This is a genomic window from Oceanobacillus kimchii X50, from assembly GCF_000340475.1.
GTDB classification, from domain to species: Bacteria; Bacillota; Bacilli; order Bacillales; family Amphibacillaceae; genus Oceanobacillus; species Oceanobacillus kimchii.
This window is the reverse complement of the sequence record NZ_CM001792.1, coordinates 3306221-3330854: the sequence shown is the minus strand read 5'-3', so window position 1 is coordinate 3330854 and position 24634 is coordinate 3306221. Positions and strand designations below refer to the sequence as shown.

Sequence of the window (24634 nt, the reverse complement as noted above, 5' to 3'; positions counted from 1 at the left end):
TGAAAGAAATTAGTAATGGGAACAACATACATTAGAAGATGAATTAGTTAACTAGAAGGAGTTGTTATAAATGAATGTACTAGTAATTGGAGCAAATGGACAAATTGGAACGCATCTTGTAAATCAATTACAAGCCAATAAAGATCATGATGTTACTGCGATGGTACGTAAAGAAGAACAACTAGAAGAGTTTAAGCAACGTGGAATTAATGCAGTCCTAGCAAATTTAGAGGATAGTGTAGAAGATCTTGCCAAAGCAATGAAAGGAGCCGATGCAGTTGTATTTACGGCTGGTTCAGGTGGTAACACAGGCGCGGATAAAACACTACTCATCGATTTAGATGGTGCTGTCAAATCCATCGAAGCTGCTGAAAAAACTGGTGTAAAACGTTTTGTTATGATTAGTGCTTTCCAAGCTCATAATCGTGATAGTTGGGCAGACAATCCAATTAAGCATTATATGGTAGCGAAGCATTTTGCCGATGAAAAATTAACAGAAAGCAGCCTTGATTATACAATCATTCGACCAGGTGGATTGTTAAATGATCCTGCTATTGGCAAGATTCAAGCTAGTGAAAATCTAGAAAGAGGCTCTATCCCTCGTGAAGATGTAGCATCGACCGTTGTAGAAGTGCTAGATGCCCAAAACACGTACCATAAAGGTTTTGATTTAATATCTGGCGAAACTTCCATTAAAGATGCAGTAGAAAAAATATAATATTGAATATTATGATAAAACAATGAGGTTGGGACATAACACAGAGTTTTAGTCAAAAGACGGATGATAACTAGAAATAAGTGTAGGAAATATATTGAGACTCTTATGAGAGGAAAGCTCACCAGCCGCCTTAGGATAAGCGGAGTATATTTCTAAAAACGATTTTTCAAAGGCCATCTATTCTTATTTATCTTTTGAACGTAAATACTTTGTCCCAGCCTCTTTTTATTCTGAACATTATATTCCAACCCTTATTAATTAATAAGGGTTGTCTCTAGTTTGTTCTAATTACTCGGTAGTTTACAAATTGAATGATTGATATGCCTTTTTTAAATCAAATAATCAGAAAAAATAAACATTTTGCGAACCTCTTGAATTATTATGCATATTAATGCATAATAATTCATTAACAGGATATATCGGAGAGGGGAATGCAAAATGGCGAAAGAAAAGATTGTATTAGCATATTCTGGAGGATTAGACACCTCTGTTGCAGTTAAATGGTTACAGGATAAATACAATTATGATGTGATTGCAGTTGCTTTAGATGTAGGAGAAGGTAAGGATTTAGATTTTGTGAAGAAGAAGGCATTGGACGTAGGAGCTATCAAATCTTATGTAATTGATGCGAAAAATTTATTTGCGGAAGAGTATGTTTTACCTGCATTACAAGCAAATCTATTATATGAAGGAAAGTACCCTTTAATTTCAGCTTTGTCTAGGCCTCTTATTTCTAAGATTTTAGTAGATATTGCAGAGGAAGAAGGAGCTGTTGCCGTTGCACATGGTTGCACTGGAAAAGGAAATGACCAAGTGCGATTTGATGTATCGTTTACTGCACTAAACCCTGACCTTAAAATTGTTGCACCAGTACGTGAATGGGCAATGTCAAGAGAAGAAGAGATTGAGTATGCGAAGTCACATGGCATTCCAATTCCAATTAACCTAGATAGCCCTTATAGTATTGATCAGAATCTATGGGGAAGAAGTAATGAATGTGGCATTTTGGAGGATCCATGGGCAGAAGCACCTAAAGATGCTTTTGATTTAACTACAGATCCAGTAGATGCACCTGAAGATCCAGAAGTTATCCAAATCACATTCGAAAAAGGGAAGCCAGTCTCTATCGATGGTAAAGAAATGCCATTAGATGAATTAATTCTAGAATTAAATATGATTGCTGGTAAACATGGCGTTGGCAGAATAGACCACGTGGAGAACCGTTTAGTAGGAATCAAATCAAGAGAGATATATGAAGCGCCAGCAGCAACTACGTTAATTGCTGCACATCAGGAATTAGAAGCATTAACATTACCGAGAGAAGTAGCGGAATTCAAACCGACAATTGAACAGAAATTAGCACAAACTGTTTATTATGGATTATGGTATTCACCTTTAACAGAAGCATTACAATCTTTTATTCAGAAGACACAAGAGCATGTATCTGGAACAGTAAAAGTGAAGTTATATAAAGGTCATGCACAAGTAATTGGAAGAGAGTCTAAAAACTCCCTTTATGATTTTGACTTAGCGACTTACAACAAAGCAGATGCATTTGATCATGATGCTGCATTAGGATTTATCAAACTATGGGGACTACCTACACAGGTTCACTCCTCAGTAAATGGACCTCAAGATCAAAAGTCGATTGAAAAAGTAGATTTGGAAGTAAAGGAAGCTGTGAAACCATGAAACTATGGGGTGGAAGATTTACAAAACCTACCAACGAATTGGTAGATGAATATGCGTCGTCTATTCAATTTGACAAAAAACTAGCTGTATACGATGTACAGGGCAGTCTCGCTCATGTTGCAATGTTAAAAAAATGTGAGATTATACCTTCTGAAGATGCAAACACGATTGCTGAAGGTCTGAAAAAAGTTTTATCTAAAATTGAAGCAGGTGAAGCAGAACTTTCTAATGAACATGAAGACATTCATATGAATGTTGAAAAACTACTAATTGATGAAGTGGGTCCAGTCGGCGGGAGACTTCATACTGGCCGTAGCAGAAATGATCAAGTAGCTTTAGATATGCGTTTGTATTTAAGGGATGCGATTGCCGAACTGTCCGATCTATTGAAGACAGTTCAGCAATCATTAATTACTCAGGCGAAAGCAAACATTGATACAGTAATGCCAGGTTATACGCACTTGCAACGGGCGCAACCTGTTCTTTTTGCGCATCATATGATGGCTTATGTATTTATGTTTCAGCGTGACGTTGAACGTTTTCAAGATAGTCTAAAGCGAGTCAATAAATCACCTTTAGGAGCTGGAGCTCTTGCAGGAACTACTTTTCCAATTGATCGTCACTTCGTTGCTGATGAGCTAGGATTTGATGGGATTTGTGAGAATAGTCTAGATGCCGTCAGTGATCGTGATTTTGTTGTAGAGTTCTTATCCAATTCTGCACTTGTTTCTACTCACTTATCGAGACTTTGTGAGGAACTTGTTCAGTGGTCTAGTGCTGAATTTAACTTTGTTGAGTTAGATGATTCTTTTACCACAGGAAGCAGCATGATGCCGCAGAAGAAGAATCCAGATGTCGCTGAATTAGTCAGAGGAAAAACAGGGAGAGTATATGGACATTTAATGGGGATGTTAACCACATTGAAAGGTCTTCCGCTAGCGTACAACAAAGATATGCAAGAAGACAAGGAAGGTATGTTCGATGCACATGAAACATTAAAAGGTGCCTTGCAATTATTTGCGCCAATGATAGAATCGATGAAAGTAAATAAAGAAAGTATGTATAAAGCAGTGTCCAATGATTATTCTAATGCAACTGACCTTGCGGATTATCTTGTAAATAAGGGAATGACATTCCGAGAGTCACATGCAGTCGTAGGAGAAGTTGTTTTAAATTGTATAGAGCAAAATAAATATTTACTTGATCTCACATTAAAGGAGTTTAAGCAATACACAGAAGTTATTGATGAAGATATCTTTGATGTTTTAATGCCAGAAGCAGTTGTAAATGCTCGGTCGGTTGAAGGTGGCACTGCAAAAGATAGCGTTCTTCATCAAATTACGAAGGCAGAGAAATTATTGGAATCCGCTAAGTAGAATAGGGTATAGTAGAGGATAGTTACTCTGTTTGAAAAGGCGGTATGGCATATGAAATTAATTGCATCTGATTTAGATGGTACACTTCTGAAAGAAGATGGAACAATTAGTGAAGCAAATCAAAAAGCAATACAAACAGCTATAGACAAAGGAATTGAATTTATTGTTGCTACCGGAAGATCTTATGATGCTGCAAGTATTCCTCTTAAAAAAGCTGGGATAAACTGTCCAGTGATTAGTTTGAATGGTGCTGTCACGTATACTAAAGATAAACAAATTATCCGAAGTATCCCATTAGATAAAGATGTGGCGAAACAAATTACCGATGTTTGTGATCAAGAAGGCATGTATATTGAACTTTTCACAAATAGAGGGATATTTTCCGGAAGTAGAGAGTATTTTCTAGAAGTAATGGTTGATATTATGACTTCTGCAAATCCGGATATATCGGAGGCAGATGTTCGTCAACAAGCAGAACGTCGCTTTCAATTTGAACCGGTAGAATTTATAGATAATTATCATGAAGTGATGGATTCAACTGAAATTAAAGTTTATAAGATATTAGTATTTGCTACAGAACCTCAGCAGTTATCAAATGCAAGTGAAAAGTTAAGAAGTGAAGAAGGGGTTGTCATTACTTCTTCTGGCGAAATTAATTTAGAATTCAACCACCCTAAAGCACAAAAAGGGTTAGCGGTAGAGCAATATGTTCAACAAAAACAATGGACGATGGAAGATGTTATGTCAATTGGAGATAATTGGAATGATGCAAGTATGCTTCAGATGGCAGGTCGTGGTGTTGCAATGGGGAATGCAGCAGATGAAATAAAAATGTTATGTAGTTATACAACTTTAACTAATCGTGATGATGGTGTTGCAATTGCGATTGATGAAATGCTTAAGGAACAACAAAGGGCAATAGACGCATCTTTGTAATATTGATGAAAGAACTAAACTATAACCAGTGTATATGAAAATACAAATGGTTATAGTTTTTTATTACATTTTTGTATTAATTGCTGAAATCGTATGTTTGTATAGAACATCAACATGGCAGTATTCGTTCTGATTTTTAAAGTGCACTACTGTTAAGAGTGTGCTAGTATTTGTTCATAAATAACTAAAACGATAATATGTACAACATTCGACGGGAAAGGAGTACTCTATGACTGAAAAGGCTAAAAAGAAGCAAGAAATTCTCGATGCTTTCCAATTTAGACATGCTACAAAAGAATACGATAATAGCAAGAAGATTACAGACGAAGATTTTAATTTTATATTAGAAACGGGTAGATTATCACCGAGCTCATTCGGTTTTGAGCCTTGGAAATTTTTAATCGTGCAAAGTTCTGATTTTAGAGAGAAATTAATGAAACTAGCTTCAGGAGCAGAGCAAAAACTTAGTGGAGCAAGTCATTTTGTGATTATACTTGCTCGAGTAGATGTTCAATATGATTCAGAATATGTGGCTAATCATCTAAAAACTGTTCAACAAATGCCTGATGAAGTTACAAATATGATCTTAAAAGGGTTAAAACTATTTCAAGAAAACTTTTGGCAATTAACTAATGATCGTAGTTTATTTGATTGGTCCTCAAAGCAAACATATATCGCATTAGCGAATATGATGACAGCTGCTGCTCAAATTGGCATTGATTCTACACCAATAGAAGGATTTATATATAAGGATGTATATAACCTGCTTGAAAGTGAAGGCTTATTAGAAGAAGGACGATATAAGCCTTCCGTAATGGCGGCTTTTGGATATCGGAAGAAAGAACCGAACAGACTTAAAGCAAGAAAAAGTTTAAATGAAATTGTGGAATGGTTGTAGCTCAACCGAGTTGAATTGATAATCACTAAGTTTCATTTAACAAAACGAATATTTTAGTGATGGTCATATAATAAAACTCGACTTTGATTGTAATGGAAGACGGTTGTCCATGCTCAGGAGAGGAGGGGTGAAAATCCACTAGGAAAAGAGGCCCTCTTTTCCTAGTTAGTTAAAGCCTTGCCTGCAGAAGGTAGCCGGATTTCAGCCAAATATCTAATTATGAAATTGATTCATAATATAGTGGTTCTTTACATTACTTAAAAAGACAAATAGCGGTGCGTTCTATGCATTATTTCACCCTAAATCTGTTTTAGGCTGATAGGAAAAATAATCAAAATCAGCATGAAGGCCTTCGCCACTTGTATCTTGGCATTGCATACCAACAAATGCTCCAGTAAAGAATCCTCCACCTTGTACATAATCATCTGATAGTTTGTAAGATTGTAAGATAACAGGAATAGCAATCCAATCGTCACCATCCAATGAATAATAATATTGGTAGTCATTATAATTTACGACTACCTTTAAAAAGACATTTTCTTGCCTGTTCGGGATTTCAATTTCATTATGCAGTAACGGTTGGTCAAACTTGAAATTATCACAAGTGGTTAAGGATAATACTTTGCCTTTTTCCTCATCCCATGTAATTTGAAGTGCAGACCAATTCTCTGTATTATAATAATTCACTAAACCAGCAGCTTGTTGAAATGATGTTGGCTGGAAATTGACTTTAGTCTCTGCAGTAAAAGCAAAATGTTGCCATCTTCTAGCGACAAAAGATTGAGTGAATTTGGATGTTAAAGACTCTCTTCCATATAGTCTTAAATATCCTGGACGCTCTTGTAATGTTTTTATGTTTTCATTTAATGGAATCCGTAATGTCTGATAGTCTAGGCTTAATTGATCCCCATCAAAATGATCCATGATAGGTTGAGAGTATTCGAAAGGATATTCTGGTATGGATGGTCCTTTTATTTCCCATGAAGGTTGATTTCCACCAACTACATAAGGCCAGTCATTTTTCCATTCTAACCGCTGTATTGCAGTTTCTCTGCCTAAAGGACAATATCCTCTTGAGTCTAAAACTGGTTGTTTTTCTCTTGGCAGTGGTCTGCCGGTAAGATGTACCATAAACCATTCATCAGTATGCGTGTGCACAATTGATGCATGACCAGCTTTTTGTAAGGGATTTCTAGGATGAGTATACGAGCTAATAATCGGATTCTCGGGATGTACTTCATAAGTTCCCCGTAAATTTTTAGATCGTGCGATTGTAGCTTGATGATTAAATCTAGTGCCACCTTCAGCGGTAAGGAGATAATAGTAGCCGTTTATTTTATAAAGATGGGGTGCTTCTGTAAGCATAACATCAGTACCTTTAAAAATAATTTCTTTTTCCCCAACTAATTTCTGCTTAATCGAATCATATTCTTGTAAAACGATTCCATAAAATGGATGATTTCCTACTCTTGAATCCCAAACCATATTAACTAAATATTTTTTCCCGTCTTCATCATGAAATAACGATGGATCAAATCCTGAACTATTTAAATGGATTGGTTCAGACCATTCTCCAACAATAGAATCACTAGTCACTAGATAATTATGACAATCTTTCCATTGCCCTTCGGTTACTTTTACATCTGTATAAATAAGCCAATACTTTCCTTCATTGTAAGATAAGGCTGGAGCCCATACCCCGCCAGAATTGGGGTTACCCATCATATTTAATTGAGATAGACGATTTAAGGGTCTCGAAACTAACTTCCAGTTTTTTAAGTCTTTTGAATGATAGATTCCTACACCTGGAAACCATTCAAAGGTAGATACAGCAATGAAATAGTCTTCTCCAACTCGACAAATGCTCGGATCTGGGTTGAAACCAGTTAAAATAGGATTTTGAATCGTTGTCATATCTTCACCTCATTTTATTTTATTAAGAGTGAGTAACCATTTGTAGGGAGTGTGATAATGGACGATTACTCCTTGATAAGTTTCGCAAACCATCAGCGAGTATGAATAATCCCACTGATGAAGCTTACTTTATGTTCATTTCTTCATTTCCAGAACTACTTCCTTTTAAGAACTTCTCAGCGGAGAATGCTGCCATTCCAAGTGCATTCGAATGTGTATGAAGGCTTGAAAAATCCACTTTTAAATCCTTTTGACTAAACCATAGTGATTGATTATTAATGGAATCAAGCAAAGGTTTTTCAATCCATTGTCTTGCAGCTGACATTCGATTACCAATAATGACTTGTTCTGGATTAAATGAATTAATAATATTATTGATTCCGATTGCTAAATATTTGCTGATTTCATTAAATGTTTCCAGAGCGACCACGTCGTTGTTTTTTGCTAATTGGATCATATGGTCTAATAAATTATAAGGATCAGTTGTGTAGATATTATTTTTTTTAGCCAATTGTAACAGTGCTTTTTCAGATGCATATAGTTCCCAGCAACCTTCACTTCCACAGCTACATTTTGCACCATGTGCATCAATTGTCATATGCCCCATTTCCCCTGAGAATCCATGGTTTCCTTTGTACAATTGATTATTTAGTATAAGACCTACACCGATCCCTACACCAACACTGACATAAACAATATCTTTATTTTCTTTTCCAATACCAAATTGTACTTCTCCATACGCACCCGCGTTTGCTTCGTTTTCAATGATGACAGGAATATTAAAACGATTCTCTAACTCTTCTTTTAAAGAAATATTCCGCCAATTTAAATTAGGCGCAAGCAATATTTTTTCTTCTTTATTAACGATTCCAGGTACCGCAACCCCGATACCGATAACGCCATACGGACTTTTAGCAGCCAATGTGATCAGTTTCTGGATAATCTCTTTTAAATGAACTAGAATTTCTTCATACGTTAAGTTATCAAATGTACTTTGTTCTTGTTCTAAAATATTTCCCTGTAAATCTGTTAACACCCCCAATATATAATTTACACCGAGATCGATACCAATAGAGTAACCAGCCGTATTATTGAAGAACAGCATAACCGGTCGTCTGCCCCCACTTGACTCTCCTGGTCCAACTTCACCAATCAGTTCTTCGTTAATAAGTTCACTTACTAATGAAGAAACAGTGCTTTTGTTAAGTCCTACTTGTTGTGCGATATCTGCTCTTGAAATGGGAGAATCTTGTCTTATAGTATTAAATACTAGAGACTTATTCTCTTGCTTAACCACATACTGATTCCATGTTCGATTTATTTTCATGTATTCGCTCCTTCTCCCATATGCGTGACTATTAGTTCTAAGTATAGCATGTTATGGTTCGATTACAAAACTTTGTTTAACCAGTAGACAAACAAAGTTATCTTTGCTAAAATTATGACAACTCATAAATTATGAGAATATTGCTAATAGGGGGTTCACGATGAAAATAAAGAAAGCGTTTTCGATTATTGCCTTTGTGTGGCTTAGTAGCATGTTATTGGTGGCTTGTTCTGATGGAGAAGATGAAGGTAATGCTTCAGGAGATTCTAAAACGGTTAAATTTATGCATTTATGGCCAGAAGGAAGTTCTGCACAACATTATAAAGTTGTAAATCAAATTATAGAAGATTTTGAAGCTGAAAATGAAGGGATAGAAATAGAAGTAGAGGTTTTAAGTAATGAACAGTATAAAGAAAAAATCAAAGTTCAATCAACTTCGAACGAATTACCCGATGTAGGTATGACATGGGCTGCAGGTTATATGGAGCCATTTGTGGATGGTGGTATGTTCGCTTCACTAGAGGATATCTTAGAAGAGGATAACTTAGCAGGAAATTTCGTAACAGGTACAACAGAAGCTTTTTCTATTGACGATACAGCTTATGGGTTACCTTTAGAGTTAAATATATCTTCCATTTATTATAATAAAGCAATTTTCGATGAGTATGGATTGAAAGAGCCAACAACACTAGAGGAATTTAATCAAGTGGTAGATACATTAAAAGAAAATGGTATTAATCCAGTCGCATTAGGAAATCGTGATGCTTGGACAGGTTCTATGTGGTATATGTATTTAGCAAATCGTCTAGGTGGAGAAGAAGATGTATTAACAAATGCGATCGATAGAAGTGGTTCATTTGAAGATCCGGCACTATTACAAGCAGCAGAAGAGCTTCAAGCCTTAGTAAACAATGATTCTTTTGTTAGCGGTTTCAATGGTTTGGCTGATCAAGAAGCAAAAAGTATGTTTATGGAAAGTCAAGCTGCGATGTACTTAATTGCAACATGGGATTTGCCGAACTATACAACGAACGAAGATGTACCTCAAGAATTCCGTGATTCTGTCGGGTACTTTCCATTTCCACAAGTTGATGGAAATGGCGACTTCAATAGTTATGTAGGAGGCCCTGGTGTCGGGCTGTTTGTTTCTGAAAATTCAGAGGTGAAAGATGAGGCGAAAGCTTTTGTATCATACTTTGTAAAAGAATGGGGAGAGCGGGCAGTAACAGAAGTAGGCATAATTCCTGCTACAAAAATCGATGGAGAAGCATTAGATTTACCTGACCTTTATGTGGAGGTATTAAATGATTTAAATAATGCATCAAATATTACTTTATATGCAGATGTTCAAATGAGTGCAAGTGCTGCTCAAGTTCATTTGGATATGATCCAAGCATTATTTGGTGGCGAAATTACACCAGAAGAATTTGTGAAAACACACGAAGAAACACTCGCAAAAGAGTAATTAATCTAAAAGGCTGTCTAAAACACATTCATATGTCTTGGCAGCCTTACTAATTAAATTCCAATTGGGGTTGAACAAATATGGATAAAGTTATGTCCAATAAATGGGTTATTACACTTTATATCCTTCCCGCGCTGTTATTTATTGCGGTTCTCATTGTTATTCCATTGTTATTGTCTGGATACTTTGGATTAATGGATTGGGATGGGATCGGGGCAATGGAGTTTATTGGTCTTGATAATTATATCGCAGCAATGGAGGATTCGAAGTTTTGGGAGAGTACATTACATTCCTTTTTATTGGCAGTATTCTCTGCATTAAGTTTATTAATTTACTTAGTAGTAGCGTTAATTCTTGCATCAAAAATTAAAGGAGCAAACTTCTTAAAGAAGATATATCTTATACCAATGTTGCTTTCGTCTGTAGCTATTGCTCAGTTATGGATCAAAGTCTATAACCCTAGTAATGGGATGTTAAACAGCATTTTAGTGAGCTTAGGTGTGGAAAATCCACCAGCATGGTTAGCTGATCCAAACATTGTACTTTATGCAATATTTATACCAATTATCTGGCAATATGCAGGGTTTTACATTTTGATTTACTATGCTGCTTTAAAAAATATTCCTGAATCTATTATTGAAGCAGCAAAAATTGACGGGGCAAGTCCGATTCAAATTGCACTTAAAATTAAATTTCCATTGATTATGACCGTTTTTAAAGTAACGATTGTCCTTGCTATAGTTGGATCTCTTAAGTATTTTGATCTCATTTATGTAATGACTGGTGGAGGACCGAATGGAGCTAGTGAAGTAATGGCTTCTTATATGTATAAGTTAGCTTTTTCTAGTTATGACTTTGGTTATGGAAGTGCAATAGGTTTCTTGCTTCTAATTATAACATTAATTGTTACTTACTTTATCCGTAAGGTAACAGAAACGAAAGATACCATTCAATATTGAAAGGAGGAAATTAAAATGCATCGTATCGGATATATTCTACTTTACATTTGTTTAGGAATCGTCGGCGTATTTCAGATTTTCCCAATCATATGGTTGGTTTCTTTTTCTTTAAAGTCAAACCAAGAAATCTTTGCAGGAAACCCATTTGCATTGCCGACAGATCCTAAATGGGAAAATTACTTAAAAGTCTTTGAAGGTGGGATTGGTACTTACTTTTGGAATAGTATTTGGATTACAGTGGTTGCTACGATATTAACCGTTTTAATCGCAAGTATGGCGACATTTGCTATAACAAGAATGAAATGGAAGTTATCAAGTCTTGTGTTAGGCATTATTATGGTAGGGTTAATGATTCCAATCCATTCAGCATTAATTCCACTATATAACATGTTTCTGAATGTGAATTTAATTGATAATCCTTTATCAATTGTCGTTACGTATATGACATATAACCTACCAATAACAGTGATGATTCTTTTAGGGTTTTACACAACGTTACCTAGAGAAATTGAGGAAGCAGCTATCATTGATGGCAGCTCGGTTCATCGTTTGTTTTTCAGAATCATCTTACCGTTATCAGCACCTATCATGTCAACTACCGTAATAATTAATATGATTTATAACTGGAATGAATTTGTATTTGTAAATACTTTTATTAGTTCTGATAAGTTTAAAACGTTAACTGTCGGTATTCAAAACTTCATAGGACAATATATGACCGATTGGGGAGCAATTGGGGCTACGTTAGTTATTAGTGTACTTCCAATTATTATTGCATTCATTTTCTTTAGCGATAAAATCATGGAGGGGTTATCTGCAAGTGCAGTAAAAGGATAATCTTCTTATGTTTTTTTAAAAGATTGAATCGTATCAAAGCGATCTTGAATGATCCATGTTGAAACAGACGCAATAATACTAAACCCAAAAATAAAGAAAAGTGCTGGTAATTGTGTACAAATAAGATAGATCGAAACAAAGCTAATAATTATCAGTAAAGTATGGACTGGACTAATGAGCATGATCAGAAAAGAGTGCTTGAATATTTTAGTAACAGGTAAGTCGAAGTGAACTGTAACTGGAAATAAGTAAATGAAAAATAAACAAACAAAAAATAAATAAGCCAATAATGGGACTTGAATCAGAGAAAAATCGCTTTGATAGGATTGAATAAAGATTATATTTAATACTGCTAAAGCAATGAATAAGTTAGCAAAGATACCTAATATATTACCTTTCTTAAAATAATCTTTATATGTAGTCCAGAAAGTAGAGAATATTGGGATATCCGGGTTTGAGGTTTGCCATTTTCTTACGATAGAGTATGTGGAAAGAGTGGCAGGATAAAACCCAACTATTACTAATCCCAACAGGGTGAAAGCAACCCATAATAGGTGAAGATAAGCAAATTTCATCACCCATTCCATTATAGTATAAAGACGACTTGCAATTAGGTTCATTTGAAAAATCTCCTTCTATGTAAGGGATATCATTTATAGATAGTATAGGGTTAAACTTTTCATCTATCAACTTTGTTCATCAATTAAACAAACATTTTAAGGAGGAACGAACAATGAGTTATTTTAATGAGATTCGAAACATTCAGTATGAAGGAGCAAAATCAGATAATCCATATGCTTTTAAATTTTATAATCCAAGTGAACCCATTAACGGAAAAACAATGGAAGAGCATCTACGTTTCGGAGTTGCCTATTGGCACACGTTTACAGAAGACTTATCAGATCCTTTTGGAGTTGGCACAGCAATACGTCCATGGGATAAATTCAGTGGAATGGACCTAGCAAAAGCAAGAGTAGAAGCGGCATTTGAATTTTTCGATAAACTACAAATACCTTATTTCTGTTTTCATGATGTTGATATTGCACCAGAAGGAAGTAATTTAAAAGAATCAAATGACAACTTAGATGTTATCGTAGCGATGATAAAAGACTATATGAAAGATAGTAAAACAAAATTGCTTTGGAATACCGTAAATAACTTTACACATCCTCGATTTGTCCATGGAGCAGTATCTTCTAATAATGCAGATGTATTTGCTTATGCGGCGGCGAAAGTGAAGAAGGGTCTAGAGGTTGGGAAAGAACTTGGAGCGGAAAATTATGTTTTCTGGGGTGGAAGAGAAGGGTATGAAACTTTATTAAATACCAATATGAAACTAGAATTGGATAACTTAGCACGTTTTTTCCATATGGCAAAAGAATATGCGAATGAGATAGGATTTGATGCACAATTCTTAATAGAACCAAAACCAAAAGAGCCGACCAGTCATCAATATGATTTTGATGTAGCAAGTGGATATGCATTTTTACAAAATTATGATTTACAAGATACATTTAAATTTAATATCGAAGCAAATCATGCGACTCTAGCTGGGCACACTTTTGAGCATGAATTACATTATGCACGTATTCATAATATGTTAGGATCAGTAGACGCAAATCAGGGGCATCCATTATTAGGCTGGGATACAGATGAATTCCCATCTGACCTGTATGCAACTACTTTAGCGATGTATGAAATTCTAAAGAATGGTGGATTAGGAAAAGGTGGATTGAACTTTGATGCGAAGGTTCGACGTGGTTCATTTACACCGGAAGATCTTTTCCATGCACATATTACTGGTATGGATAGTTTTGCAGTAGGCTTGAAAACAGCGCAGCGTTTACTAGATGATAGAGTAATAGAAAATATTATAGATGAACGTTATGATTCATTTAATCATGGAATAGGAAAAGATATTGTTTCTGGAAAGGCAGATTTTCATCAATTAGAAGAGCATGCCTTAACGCTATCTGATATTACGCAACCATCTGGTCAATTGGAAGTTATTAAGAGTAAAATTAATCAATATTTGTTAACAACATTTGCATAAAAGTAGGGCAATCATCACATAGGGTAGTAAAGAGTTAACTACTCTGTGTGATTTTATGTAGATACGAAAGGAGACATGGTGGATGTCATATGTATTAGGTGTTGACTTAGGAACGAGTGGTGTCAAAGTACTTTTAGTTAATAGAGAAGGAAGCGTCGAATATGAAAAAACAGCGTCATTAACGCTAATCCAAGAAAAGACCGGTTATGCCGAACAAGATCCAAATGAATGGGTAGAACAAACGTATGAGGCAATCAGTACTTTGTTATCGGAATCAAATATAAATCCTCATCTAGTGGAAGGTATAAGCTTTGCTGGACAAATGCATGGCCTAGTTTTATTAGATAGTAATAATCAGGTTATTCGTAATGCCATTTTATGGAATGATACGAGAACAACTGAGGAATGCCAAGATATTTATCGTAGTGTAGGAAAAGATCGATTACTAGATATTACAAAAAATTTAGCATTAGAAGGGTTCACGCTTCCTAAGTTATTGTGGATAAAAAAACATGAACCAAATAATTTCAATAAAATACAAACCTTCTTATTACCAAAGGATTACGTTCGTTACCGTTTAACCGGAAAATTACACATGGATTATTCTGATGCAGCAGGAACTTTATTATTAGATTTAGCAAAGAATAAGTGGAGTGAGGAAATCTGTGAATTGATGGAAATTCCAACGGAAATCTGCCCGGAATTAATCAATTCAATTGCCGAAGTAGGTACTCTAACAGAAGAAGCTTCAAAGAAATCAGGGTTAAATATGGCTACGAAAGTATTTGCTGGAGGAGCGGATAACGCTTGTGCAGCTATTGGCTCAGGTGTACTCAGAGAAGACAAAACATTAGTAAGTATTGGTACTTCCGGTGTTGTGCTTAGTTATGAAGAGTCAGGTGATAAAAACTTTGAAGGGAAAGTTCATTACTTTAATCATGGAGCTCCGGATGCATTTTACTCGATGGGAGTAACACTAGCTGCTGGCCACAGTCTTTCTTGGTATAAGGAGACGTTTGCAAATGATATAGGTTTTGATGAATTAGTACAAGAAGCATCTACTGTGAAACCTGGGGCAGGAGGACTACTATTTACACCGTATATTAATGGAGAGAGGACCCCACATGTGGACGCAACCATTCGGGGAAGTTTTATCGGTATAGATGCATCCCATAAGCGTCAACACTTCACTAGAGCAATTTTAGAAGGTATTACCTTCTCCTTGCAAGAAAGTGTAAGTATTTTACGAGAAAGTGGAAAGAAAATAGAAACTATAATTTCTGTAGGTGGTGGAGCAAAGAGTGATCTATGGATACAGATGCAAGCCGATATTTTTCAAACGAAGGTTATTCGTTTAATAAGTGAGCAAGGGCCGGGAATGGGAGCGGCGATGATTGCCAGTGTCGGAGTTGGCTGGTTCAATAGTCTAGCAGACTGCGGTGATGTCTTTATTCAAGAAGAAAAGGTATACAAACCAATAGAGGAAAACGTCGAACTATATCATGACTTATTTCACTTATACAAACAAGTATATTCTTCAACTAATAAAATAAACAATCAACTTCATAAAATTCGAATGTAGGAAATAGATAGATGATAAGTAGGGAATAGTTTTTGGGTTGACCTTCATGGATCAGTTAGATAATTAATTTCATTATTTAAAGATAAAAGGCTTTATATTTAAGAATATGGACACAGATATTTTGCAGTGTGTGAGCTTGCAAAGCTATTGAAAAAGAGGATGGTTACATATTTACTGTTCCTCTTTTTACTTGATCATGCAAAATGTTAATAATTGTATTTAATGAATATGTTTTGTTCGACTTGCCTTTTTATTCAATAATATGTACATTGTTACCTTAAATAAAAAACCCAACCTTCCTTACCATTAATGTGGTATCTACAAGTTGAGTTAGTGAGTGATGATTTTTTTAATGTCGTTTACTTAGCCATAAAACTCCTGTTTTAGCAAGTCGAGGTAAGAAGCCAGTTAAGGGTGTTTTCACCATATTGCCAAATCCGTCTGATTTTCCTAGTGAACCGAGTGTACCTTTTAACTTTAAAGGTTTCGGTTGTTTGGGTTCCTTGTCTGCGAGAACGGATAATAGTACTTCTGCTATTTGCTCTCCTTGTAATCCAGCTAATTGTCCACTTGGAGAGTATTCACTTGATGCACAGTCTCCCAAGACGTATACATTTGGGTCTTCAGGTACTTGATAAAAATCATTTACGATGACTTTATCTTGTATGTCTTTTTTAAAAGGAAGTTGACGTACTAGCCAATTTGGCTGAACTCCAGCAGTCCATATAGTAACGTCATTTAGATAACAAACCCCGTTATTACAAACGCCATCTTTCTCTACATATTCAACAGTAGAATGGTGAATAACATCAACATCATTTTTAATAAACCACTGTTCGACATGGTCTTGTATTTTAGAATCAAAAGCTTTTAATACATTAGCACCACGGTCTAATAAACGAATATTTAAATCAGGTCGACTTTCTCTAATTTCCGATGCAACTTCTATCCCGCTCAAACCTGCACCGATTACAGAAACTTTTCCATAAGCTTTCAGGTTTCCAATTGCTACTCCAGTATGCCTAGCTTTGGAAAAGGTTTGAACACTTTCTGCGTATTCTTTTGCCCCAGGAATTCCGTGGAAATTATCTTCACAACCAATTCCAATAACTAAATAATCATATTCTACAATGATGTCTGGGTCGTTAAATAAAATTCGCTTTTGTTCGACATCTATTTTTGTAATTTCTTTAAACAGGTAATTTACTCTTGAATCCTCTGGGAAATCCACACGAACATCATGATCAGCTGATGTTCCTGCTGCGATAGAGTAAAATTCTGTTTTTAACGAACGAAATGGGTTTCGATCTACAACTGTTATATGTATATCCTCAGATAATGACTGATTAAGTAATCCAGTTAATACTTTAATTCCGCCATATCCTCCCCCGAGTATTACGACCTTCTTCATGCAAGCACACCCCTTATATGTATGAAACCTTCTTCCTAGGTTCTAGAGTATCAAATTATGACTAACCTGTCATCTGCATTATAACGATTATTAATTTAAACGCGTTTTACATATTTGTACTTAAAGAATTTCAAGTTATAATTTAAAAACGAATATTTAGTGATAGTTGTATATTAATGTTCGGATTATAGGAACAACTTGGCTTCGATTGTAATGGAAAACCCTAATTCCTATAGGGAAGCAGGAACTTGAAAATCCAGGGGGAGAAAAGCACTTGTCTTGGGTGTTTTCTAATTCATGATATAATCAAGTGAGAGTATCGATAAGGGGAATGTTCTATGAAGCAACTAAGTTTAAGTTCATTATTAGATGTAATGGTAGAATTGTTTTCAGAAGAAGTATCAATTGCAATTACTAATAAGCATAAATATGTGTATTATCGACGAAGTAAGCGGATTGATTTAAAAATTCATGAAGGCGACCCAATTAAAAAAGGGACATTAGCGCATAAAGCAATTACAACAAATAAAAAAGTATCCGAATTTATTGATAGAAATATATATGGGGTTCCTTATCATGGTATGGCGGTCCCCTATTATAATGAAGATGAGATGGAAGGGTGTGTACTTGCCATATATCCTGCTTATACAGAAGGAAAATCAGTGGTCACAGTACGTAGTCAAGACGGCTGGAAGCCGATACCTTTTTCAGATCTTATATATTTAGAAGCAAAGGAACGTAAAACATATGCTGTAGCACAGGGTTATGCTGGATTTCACACAAATACATTACAAGAGTTTGAGTTTATGCTGCCTACAGATGTCTTTATACGTTGCCATCGTTCCTATATTGTCAATGTAAACAATATAGAAGAGATTTATCCGGATACCCATTCAACTTTTATGCTCGGTATGAAGAATGGTGAACAGGTTCCGGTAAGTCAATCTTATTCTAGTTATTTCCGGAAATTATTAGGTTTTTAACGGAATATTTCTGTTTGAATCATCTTTTGTTGTATGTGAAGCGTATTATTCTTGTTTCCCTCTCAATCTCCCGATTAATTAGAAAAATCAGTTAAGATGAAAGGACAATTACAAAGGGGGGAGGAGTAGGATGGGAGAAAAATTAAAGCGCATACAAAACAAAGGTATGCAACAAAAAGTGGTAACTGCAGAAGAAGCAGCTGCTTGGATTCAAGATGGTATGACATTAGGACTTAGTGGATTTACACGTGCGGGAGATGCAAAGGCAGTTCCGACGGCATTAGTAAAAAGAGCAGAGGAAGGAGAATCCATCAAAGTCAATGTATACACAGGGGCATCTTTAGGGTCTAATATCGATAAGCTGTTTGCTGAAGCAGGGATTGTGAATAAACGAATTCCTTTTCAGGCTGAGCCATCTATGCGAAAGGCGATAAATGCTGGGGAACATTTATTTGTCGATCAACATCTGTCTCATACGTCAGAAATGCTTCGTGGTGATGCGATGGAAGCAGTGGATTATGCCATCTTGGAAGCGATTTCTATCACAGAAAATGGATATATAATACCAAGTACATCTGTAGGTAACTCAGTAGCGTTTGCTGAGACTGCAAAGAACATTATTATTGAACTCAATACTGCTCAACCGATGGAATTAGAAGGGATGCATGATATTTATAGCCCTGGGAAACAAGGAGATCGTGATCCAATTCCTTTAAAAGAAGTTGATCAGCGTATTGGAAAGATTGGTATTCAGGTTGATATGGATAAAATTAAGGGGATAGTTTTTACGCATCAACCTGATTCACCTTCGACGATTGTTCCGCCAGATGAGGAGACGCAAAACATTGCGAATCATCTACTGAATTTTTTTAGGGAAGAAATTAAGGCGGAACGATTAACAGAGAAACTTATGCCTTTGCAATCCGGAATAGGTTCTGTTGCTAATGCGGTATTACACGGAATGCTAGACTCTGAGTTTAAAGATTTAACGGTTTATTCAGAAGTGCTTCAAGATGCTGTCTTCGATTTGATTGATGCAGGCAAGGTGAGTTTTGCGTCTGCATGTTCCATTACATTATCGGAAGAAAAGATGAATCATGTGTTTAATAATCTAGCGGACTATCAGAATAAGCTTGTCTTACGTCCGCAAGAAATCTCTAATCATCCAGAAATTATTCGCAGACTGGGTCTAATTGCAATTAATACAGCATTAGAATTTGATATCTACGGTAATGTTAATTCCACTCATGTAGGTGGAACGAAGATGATGAATGGTATTGGAGGGTCGGGAGATTTTGCTCGAAATGCTAGATTAGGAATTTTTGTAACAAAGTCAATTGCAAAAAACGGGGATATATCTAGTATTGTTCCATATGTATCGCATACCGATCATACAGAACACGATGTGGATGTAATTGTAACGGAACAAGGATACGCAGATCTTCGTGGATTGGCACCTCGAGAACGCGTGCCACAAATTATTGAAAATTGTGCGCACCCTTTATATAAGGAAGCGCTATGGGAGTATTACCAAGAAGCATTAGAACGGGGTGGGCAGACTCCGCATATACTAGAAAAAGCTTTTTCTTGGCATTCTAGCTTTCGAGAACATGGTACGATGCGTCCAGCAGTGCCACAAGTGTAAGACAAAAGGGGATATTATATTAGAAGACACATGAGTAGCGGGCAGGCTGTTCATGTGTTTTTTTATAAAAAAAACGAACTTAATAGAAAAAGTATGATAACTTGCTAGAAAATTGACTATAATGGTACGATGAGGGTTGCTTAATGATGATGTTCAAAAAGTCCGGTGTGATCATACATTTTTGAACTCGCATTTAAATACGTTAGCTGAAGGAGTCTATAATGACTGGAAAAAAAACATTACCATTTACTATTTCAAAAAACGAAAAATTTTTTGATCGATTAGGAGATTATATTGGCGATGTCTTCTATGATATATTGCCTGAAAAAGGATTTGAACTCCGTGATGAGCAAATATTTATGGCTTTTCAACTGGAGCAAGCTTTTAAACATAAAAGAACGATGTTTGCAGAAGCTGGTGTAGGTACTGGTAAAACAATCGTTTATTTACTATATGCGATTTGTTACGCCCGTTACATGGGAAAACCTGTAATTATTTCATGCGCTGATGAAACACTTATTGAACAGCTTGTTAAAGAAGGCGGAGATATTGATAAATTGGAGCAAGCACTAGACCTAGAAGTAGATGTTAGACTTGCAAAAGCAAGAGAAAACTACGTTTGTATGAAAAAATTAGATCCTTTAGTTGAGAAAACCAATGATGAAGATATACTAGCTGTACATGATCAAATTCCTGATTTTGTATTTGATCAAGGAGTATCTATGCAAACTTTCTACCGATATGGAGATCGTAAAGAGTACCCATGGGTGTCTGATCAACAATGGGAGCGCATTGGTTGGGATCCATTAAAACAATGTGCGACATGTGACTGGAGGCATCGAAGTGCGCAAACCTTAAACCGTGAATATTACCGTCATGCACAAGATATTATTATTTGTTCTCATGATTTTTATATGGAACATGTCTGGACAAAAGAATCACGTAAACGTGAAGGTCAATTGCCTCTGCTTCCGGAAGCGAGTTCTGTTATTTTTGATGAAGGACATTTATTAGAGTTTGCAGCACAAAAAGGACTTACCTATCGTTTTAACTTCAATAATATTACAAGTGTTTTGACTGGATATACTGGTCAAGATGTTCGAGAAGAATCGTTACAATTAGCAGAGGATATTTTATCCTTGCATGATGAATGGTTTGACGTTATTACAAGCAGTGCAGTAAGAATTGAAGGGTCTGATCGATTAGAAATTCCTCGTAGTGAACCATTGTTAGAAATGGCTCAACGATTAAATGGAATGGTGGAGGAATTATTAGAACAGCTTGTATTTGATGCTGAGCTTTTTACAATTGATGCTTACCACACCAAGATTATTGAAGAATATCTAGAGTTTTTTTCATATGGATTATCCATTCTATTAAATGATGATGAAGGAATTTACTGGTTAGAACAAGATGAAATGAATAGTAGTCTTGTTATTATGCCGAGATTGGTTGAGAACGTATTAAGAGAAGAGGTATTTTCACAAAATATTCCATTTATATTTTCTTCTGCTACTTTGTCACAGGACAATGACTTTTCCTATCTGCAAAAGAGTTTAGGTATAGGACAGTACGATTCTTTTTCGGTGGACTCTCCGTTTGATTATGAATCGAATCGAGAAATATCATTTCATTCTTATCAGGATTCAGATGAGCGATTCAAAGGAATCAAGGAACAGTTAAATGACAATCAGGGGCATAGCCTAGTCCTGTTCCGTTCAGAAGGAGATATGAATGATTTTCGCCAATGGGCTAAGAAGCAGAGTTGGGAATATGCGATGCTTTATGAAGGAGATCAAGAAATCAGTGAAATTGTCCGCAGGTTTCAGTATGATATACCATCTATTTTATGTGCCTACCATTTATGGGAGGGATTAGATATCCCGGGTAAAGCACTTAGCCAAGTTATTATTGCATCCTTACCATACCCGCCGAATGATCCTGTATTTAAGGCAAAGCGAAAACACGCCAAAAATTCTTCACAAGAAATTGACATACCGTACATGATGTTACGGATGAAACAAGGGGTTGGTCGACTTATTCGTACTGAAAGTGATTCAGGAGTCGTCCGTATTTGGCAACATGCTACGGATACAACAGTGCTAGATTCATTATTAAATAGTTGATGAGGTAAACTCGAGTGATGACTGCATTGCTCGAGTTTTTGAAACTTTTTTAACAGATGTACGTATTACTCATATAAAGGTGGAGTGATACGATGAAAAAATATTTTATTATAATGATGTTATCCATGGTATTTATTATTACCGGTTGTTCCGATGATCATTCGTTTACAATCGATGAAGTACAAATTGATGCTCAAATACAAGAAGACGGTACGATCACTGTACAAGAACTATATACATATACCTTTGAAGGTGCATATGAAGGTACAACCAGGTCTATTCATTCAGATGCGAAAGATTTTGAAGCGTTTTTAACGACAAGTGATGATCCCACTATATCTACGGAAGGTCTAGAGAAGTTAACAACCGAAGAAGAGGATGATATGTGGAAAATCTATACTGAATCAAATAATGAGACGAAAAAAGTATTGTACAGCTATGATGTCCATGGTTCCATCACGAAGTATGAAGATGTTGCTGAATTAACGTATTCATTTTTTGATAGTGATAATGAAACAGATCTTGATAATGTATCGATTTCTATCCACACACCACATCAAAAAGATGAAAATATACATTTCTTTTTACATGATGATGCAAGTGGACAGCTAAGTACCATTGATAGTGGTATTCAGTACACCAATTCGACTTTACCGGCAGGGAAGGATTCGGAAATTCGATTGTTGTTTCCATCTGAACAACTCTCCGGTAAGGATATTGATAAACATAAAGAAATGGAATTAGCTATATTACAAACGGAAGAAGAACTCGAAAATCGTATTCAGCATTTAGATGCAGCAACGAGTGTAATTACTCCAATGATTTGGGGAGGTATTGGAGTAGTACTATTAGCGGGGACTTATCTATTTTTTGTGCACCCGAATCGATATCGGGGAAATAAAGGTTCTGATTATTTGATACGGGTTTTTGAAGAGACGGACCCTTTAATGAATAGCTTCTTGAAAAAAGGCTCACTGATGCCGGAAAGTTTCATTGCTGCGCTATTCTCATTAAAACAAAGAGGCATCATTACCATGTCGCGAGTACCTTCTGAGAGAACAGAAGGAGAATATACATATCGATTTTCATGGGGAAATTCAGGATCCCATATAAATGAATCAGATCAGTATTTAAAGAAATGGTTGTTTGCAAATAGTGATGAGAAGGGTGCCTACTTTCTTCTTGAATCGATACAAGAAGATAAGGATCTTTCCGATAAAGAAAAAGAAAAACAAGCAGAGATATTTCATAATAAATTCCAACAATGGAAAGAAATTGTAATGGAACAAGATAGATTTCAAAATTTACGTCGTCCTTTTGCTGGATATACTGTACTATCAATTCTCTCAACGATTGCTGTAAGTGCTTTGTGTTATTATCTTCTAACGATTCAACCTATTTCTCAAATGGAACAATGGATACTAACTATAATCCTAGGTGTTATCACGATTCTATGTATTTGGTTCCGAAGACAGAAATGGATATTAGGGGTACTGTATTTCTATCTTTTAATTTTCCCTACTTTATTCTTTACAATAAATACAGGTACTATTGTATCTTTAGTATTTTATGGAATTACAGGTTTAGTCGTATTGATTACTCCTGCTAGCTATTGGATAAAGGATATTCGTAAGCGGAAATATGCAGTACGACATGCTTATCATTTATTTGCAACAAATCGTTACCCAACTTCTTCAGAACCGGATAAGTTGGAACAACGATTAGAATATGCGATTGTCATTGGAGCAGAAGATAAATTCGCAAAAACATGTAAAGATTTAAATCTTTCTGAGGATCTTAAGAGTGCTTTCCCCTTACTTTATTATCCTTCTGCCACAGTCAATACATTTAATACAAATTATATGATGATAAATCCCGCCGTATACGGTAGTAGCTCAAGTAGTAGTAATACAACTAGCAGTACAGGTGGTGGAGGTGCAGGAGCGTTTTAATGTATAGAAAAGGAGCTAGTTATCGTGCTAGCTCCTTTCGTTTGTTTTAATAAGTTCAATAAAATGAGTTAATATTTTGGCTGTTAATCCCCAGATTGTCTGATCGTTATATTGATAGAACAATTCCTCGACATGACGCATACGCCAATCGTAATTTTCGCCCCCGACAATTAAATGATAAGGAAAGTTATCTTCCGGTTTTACATGTAAATGTACGTTATATCTCTTTGGCTCTGTTTCCAAGAAGAAAGATAGGGGTACGGTAAATGTATGATCGACTTCATCTGGATTGGGTTTTATTTTGTCAGGTTGAATAATCCTACCTACAAACGGATAGATAATCCTTCCAAGGTCATTCACGATGTAGTCCAGGGGAATTGGGTCAGTAATATCTTGTTTCGAAAGCCCAAGTTCTTCCATTGTTTCTCTAATGGCACAGTGAGAAGGGTCCTTATCCGTAGAATCAACTCGGCCACCTGGAAAGCATATATCTCCTGGCTGACTACGCATTTGCATGGAACGCACTTCAAATAATATGTGGGTTTCACCATCAATTTCGATTAGTGGAATGATTACAGAGGATTCTTTAAAATGTTCATGCCCCATAAGGGATGGAGTTCGACCATGAAGCTGTTTAAATATTTCTTGAATATTCATTACATTACCTCCTGTAAAAACATGGATTTAATGATATCCATACTTTCATTTTATAATTGTTTCTGTTGACTGTCACTTGAGAGGAATTATTTTAACTAATTCC

The 24634-nt window shown here is 35.8% G+C and carries 19 protein-coding genes; 14 read left to right on the top strand and 5 right to left on the bottom strand.

The genetic code is table 11. The annotated features are described in order from the left end of the window. Positions 1-70: 70 nt before the first annotated feature. The 5 genes from C794_RS16900 to C794_RS16880 all read left to right on the top strand — a co-directional run bounded on the left by C794_RS16900 (position 71) and on the right by C794_RS16880 (position 5620). The gene (locus C794_RS16900) at positions 71-718 is read left to right on the top strand and encodes an SDR family oxidoreductase (protein WP_017798353.1); all 648 of its coding nucleotides are present in this window, start codon (positions 71-73) and stop codon (positions 716-718) included. Positions 719-1156: 438 nt separating this feature from the next. Then, positions 1157-2410 (top strand): argininosuccinate synthase, encoded by a 1254-nt coding sequence (locus tag C794_RS16895; protein WP_017798352.1) that lies wholly within the window; start codon positions 1157-1159, stop codon positions 2408-2410. Continuing rightward, positions 2407-3786 carry an argininosuccinate lyase gene (gene argH, locus C794_RS16890; protein ID WP_017798351.1) on the top strand — a complete coding sequence of 460 codons (1380 nt, stop codon included), beginning with the start codon at positions 2407-2409 and terminating at the stop codon, positions 3784-3786. The genes C794_RS16895 and argH overlap by 4 nt, the downstream gene beginning before the upstream one ends. A 51-nt stretch (positions 3787-3837) precedes the next feature. Next, on the top strand, positions 3838-4722 hold the full coding sequence (locus C794_RS16885; RefSeq protein WP_017798350.1) for a Cof-type HAD-IIB family hydrolase: 885 nt from the start codon (positions 3838-3840) through the stop codon (positions 4720-4722). Between the two features lie 229 nt (positions 4723-4951). Continuing rightward, positions 4952-5620, top strand: a complete 669-nt coding sequence (locus tag C794_RS16880; protein ID WP_017798349.1) for an NAD(P)H-dependent oxidoreductase — start codon at positions 4952-4954, stop codon at positions 5618-5620. 294 nt (positions 5621-5914) lie between these two features. Here C794_RS16880 and C794_RS16875 read toward each other — a convergent pair whose 3' ends face one another. Further along, the gene (locus C794_RS16875) at positions 5915-7534 is read right to left on the bottom strand and encodes a glycoside hydrolase family 43 protein (protein WP_017798348.1); all 1620 of its coding nucleotides are present in this window, start codon (positions 7532-7534) and stop codon (positions 5915-5917) included. Between the two features lie 124 nt (positions 7535-7658). Then, positions 7659-8861 (bottom strand): ROK family transcriptional regulator, encoded by a 1203-nt coding sequence (locus C794_RS16870; protein ID WP_017798347.1) that lies wholly within the window; start codon positions 8859-8861, stop codon positions 7659-7661. Positions 8862-9021: 160 nt separating this feature from the next. On the opposite strand from C794_RS16870, the gene C794_RS16865 reads away from it, so the two are divergent. The 3 genes from C794_RS16865 to C794_RS16855 all read left to right on the top strand — a co-directional run bounded on the left by C794_RS16865 (position 9022) and on the right by C794_RS16855 (position 12122). Continuing rightward, complete coding sequence (locus C794_RS16865) at positions 9022-10326, top strand: extracellular solute-binding protein (protein ID WP_017798346.1); 1305 nt, start codon at positions 9022-9024, stop codon at positions 10324-10326. A gap of 80 nt (positions 10327-10406) precedes the next feature. Continuing rightward, positions 10407-11285 (top strand): carbohydrate ABC transporter permease, encoded by an 879-nt coding sequence (locus C794_RS16860; protein WP_017798345.1) that lies wholly within the window; start codon positions 10407-10409, stop codon positions 11283-11285. Between the two features lie 15 nt (positions 11286-11300). Next, positions 11301-12122, top strand: coding sequence for a carbohydrate ABC transporter permease (locus C794_RS16855; protein ID WP_017798344.1), 822 nt, complete (start codon positions 11301-11303; stop codon positions 12120-12122). Between the two features lie 5 nt (positions 12123-12127). On the opposite strand, the gene C794_RS16850 is transcribed toward C794_RS16855, so the two are convergent. After that, positions 12128-12742, bottom strand: coding sequence for a YesL family protein (locus tag C794_RS16850; RefSeq protein WP_017798343.1), 615 nt, complete (start codon positions 12740-12742; stop codon positions 12128-12130). 113 nt (positions 12743-12855) lie between these two features. Between C794_RS16850 and xylA the strand changes: the two genes are divergently transcribed. Together xylA and xylB are read left to right on the top strand one after the other, a co-directional pair. Further along, positions 12856-14175 carry a xylose isomerase gene (gene xylA, locus C794_RS16845; protein WP_017798342.1) on the top strand — a complete coding sequence of 440 codons (1320 nt, stop codon included), beginning with the start codon at positions 12856-12858 and terminating at the stop codon, positions 14173-14175. Positions 14176-14257: 82 nt separating this feature from the next. Then, positions 14258-15757, top strand: coding sequence for a xylulokinase (gene xylB / locus C794_RS16840; protein WP_017798341.1), 1500 nt, complete (start codon positions 14258-14260; stop codon positions 15755-15757). Between the two features lie 349 nt (positions 15758-16106). Here the strand turns inward: xylB and C794_RS16835 are convergent, their stop codons facing one another. Further along, a complete protein-coding gene (locus C794_RS16835; protein ID WP_017798340.1) occupies positions 16107-17168 on the bottom strand; it encodes an NAD(P)/FAD-dependent oxidoreductase in 1062 nt (353 codons plus the stop codon). A gap of 338 nt (positions 17169-17506) precedes the next feature. Here C794_RS16835 and C794_RS16830 point away from each other — a divergent pair, with 338 nt between their 5' ends. The 4 genes from C794_RS16830 to C794_RS16815 all read left to right on the top strand — a co-directional run bounded on the left by C794_RS16830 (position 17507) and on the right by C794_RS16815 (position 23874). After that, positions 17507-18151: a LytTR family DNA-binding domain-containing protein gene (locus C794_RS16830; RefSeq protein ID WP_017798339.1), complete on the top strand. Its 645-nt coding sequence runs from the start codon at positions 17507-17509 to the stop codon at positions 18149-18151. 130 nt (positions 18152-18281) lie between these two features. Further along, on the top strand, positions 18282-19796 hold the full coding sequence (locus C794_RS16825) for an acetyl-CoA hydrolase/transferase family protein (RefSeq protein ID WP_017798338.1): 1515 nt from the start codon (positions 18282-18284) through the stop codon (positions 19794-19796). A gap of 221 nt (positions 19797-20017) precedes the next feature. Then, complete coding sequence (locus C794_RS16820) at positions 20018-21922, top strand: ATP-dependent DNA helicase (protein WP_017798337.1); 1905 nt, start codon at positions 20018-20020, stop codon at positions 21920-21922. Positions 21923-22014: 92 nt separating this feature from the next. Continuing rightward, positions 22015-23874 (top strand): DUF2207 domain-containing protein, encoded by a 1860-nt coding sequence (locus C794_RS16815; RefSeq protein WP_017798336.1) that lies wholly within the window; start codon positions 22015-22017, stop codon positions 23872-23874. Positions 23875-23901: 27 nt separating this feature from the next. On the opposite strand, the gene C794_RS16810 is transcribed toward C794_RS16815, so the two are convergent. Next, positions 23902-24531 carry an NUDIX hydrolase gene (locus C794_RS16810; protein WP_017798335.1) on the bottom strand — a complete coding sequence of 210 codons (630 nt, stop codon included), beginning with the start codon at positions 24529-24531 and terminating at the stop codon, positions 23902-23904. Positions 24532-24634: the final 103 nt, after the last annotated feature.

Bases quoted from the DNA above. Each gene is read 5' to 3' on its own strand.
- xylB (WP_017798341.1), top strand. From the start codon at position 14,258: ATGTCATATGTATTAGGTGTTGACTTAGGAACGAGTGGTGTCAAAGTA.
- C794_RS16880 (WP_017798349.1), top strand. From the start codon at position 4,952: ATGACTGAAAAGGCTAAAAAGAAGCAAGAAATTCTCGATGCTTTCCAA.
- C794_RS16895 (WP_017798352.1), top strand. From the start codon at position 1,157: ATGGCGAAAGAAAAGATTGTATTAGCATATTCTGGAGGATTAGACACC.
- xylA (WP_017798342.1), top strand. From the start codon at position 12,856: ATGAGTTATTTTAATGAGATTCGAAACATTCAGTATGAAGGAGCAAAA.
- C794_RS16865 (WP_017798346.1), top strand. From the start codon at position 9,022: ATGAAAATAAAGAAAGCGTTTTCGATTATTGCCTTTGTGTGGCTTAGT.
- C794_RS16850 (WP_017798343.1), bottom strand. From the start codon at position 12,742: ATGAACCTAATTGCAAGTCGTCTTTATACTATAATGGAATGGGTGATG.
- C794_RS16875 (WP_017798348.1), bottom strand. From the start codon at position 7,534: ATGACAACGATTCAAAATCCTATTTTAACTGGTTTCAACCCAGATCCG.
- C794_RS16810 (WP_017798335.1), bottom strand. From the start codon at position 24,531: ATGAATATTCAAGAAATATTTAAACAGCTTCATGGTCGAACTCCATCC.
- C794_RS16885 (WP_017798350.1), top strand. From the start codon at position 3,838: ATGAAATTAATTGCATCTGATTTAGATGGTACACTTCTGAAAGAAGAT.
- argH (WP_017798351.1), top strand. From the start codon at position 2,407: ATGAAACTATGGGGTGGAAGATTTACAAAACCTACCAACGAATTGGTA.
- C794_RS16815 (WP_017798336.1), top strand. From the start codon at position 22,015: ATGAAAAAATATTTTATTATAATGATGTTATCCATGGTATTTATTATT.
- C794_RS16900 (WP_017798353.1), top strand. From the start codon at position 71: ATGAATGTACTAGTAATTGGAGCAAATGGACAAATTGGAACGCATCTT.
- C794_RS16870 (WP_017798347.1), bottom strand. From the start codon at position 8,861: ATGAAAATAAATCGAACATGGAATCAGTATGTGGTTAAGCAAGAGAAT.
- C794_RS16860 (WP_017798345.1), top strand. From the start codon at position 10,407: ATGGATAAAGTTATGTCCAATAAATGGGTTATTACACTTTATATCCTT.
- C794_RS16855 (WP_017798344.1), top strand. From the start codon at position 11,301: ATGCATCGTATCGGATATATTCTACTTTACATTTGTTTAGGAATCGTC.
- C794_RS16830 (WP_017798339.1), top strand. From the start codon at position 17,507: ATGAAGCAACTAAGTTTAAGTTCATTATTAGATGTAATGGTAGAATTG.
- C794_RS16825 (WP_017798338.1), top strand. From the start codon at position 18,282: ATGGGAGAAAAATTAAAGCGCATACAAAACAAAGGTATGCAACAAAAA.
- C794_RS16835 (WP_017798340.1), bottom strand. From the start codon at position 17,168: ATGAAGAAGGTCGTAATACTCGGGGGAGGATATGGCGGAATTAAAGTA.
- C794_RS16820 (WP_017798337.1), top strand. From the start codon at position 20,018: ATGACTGGAAAAAAAACATTACCATTTACTATTTCAAAAAACGAAAAA.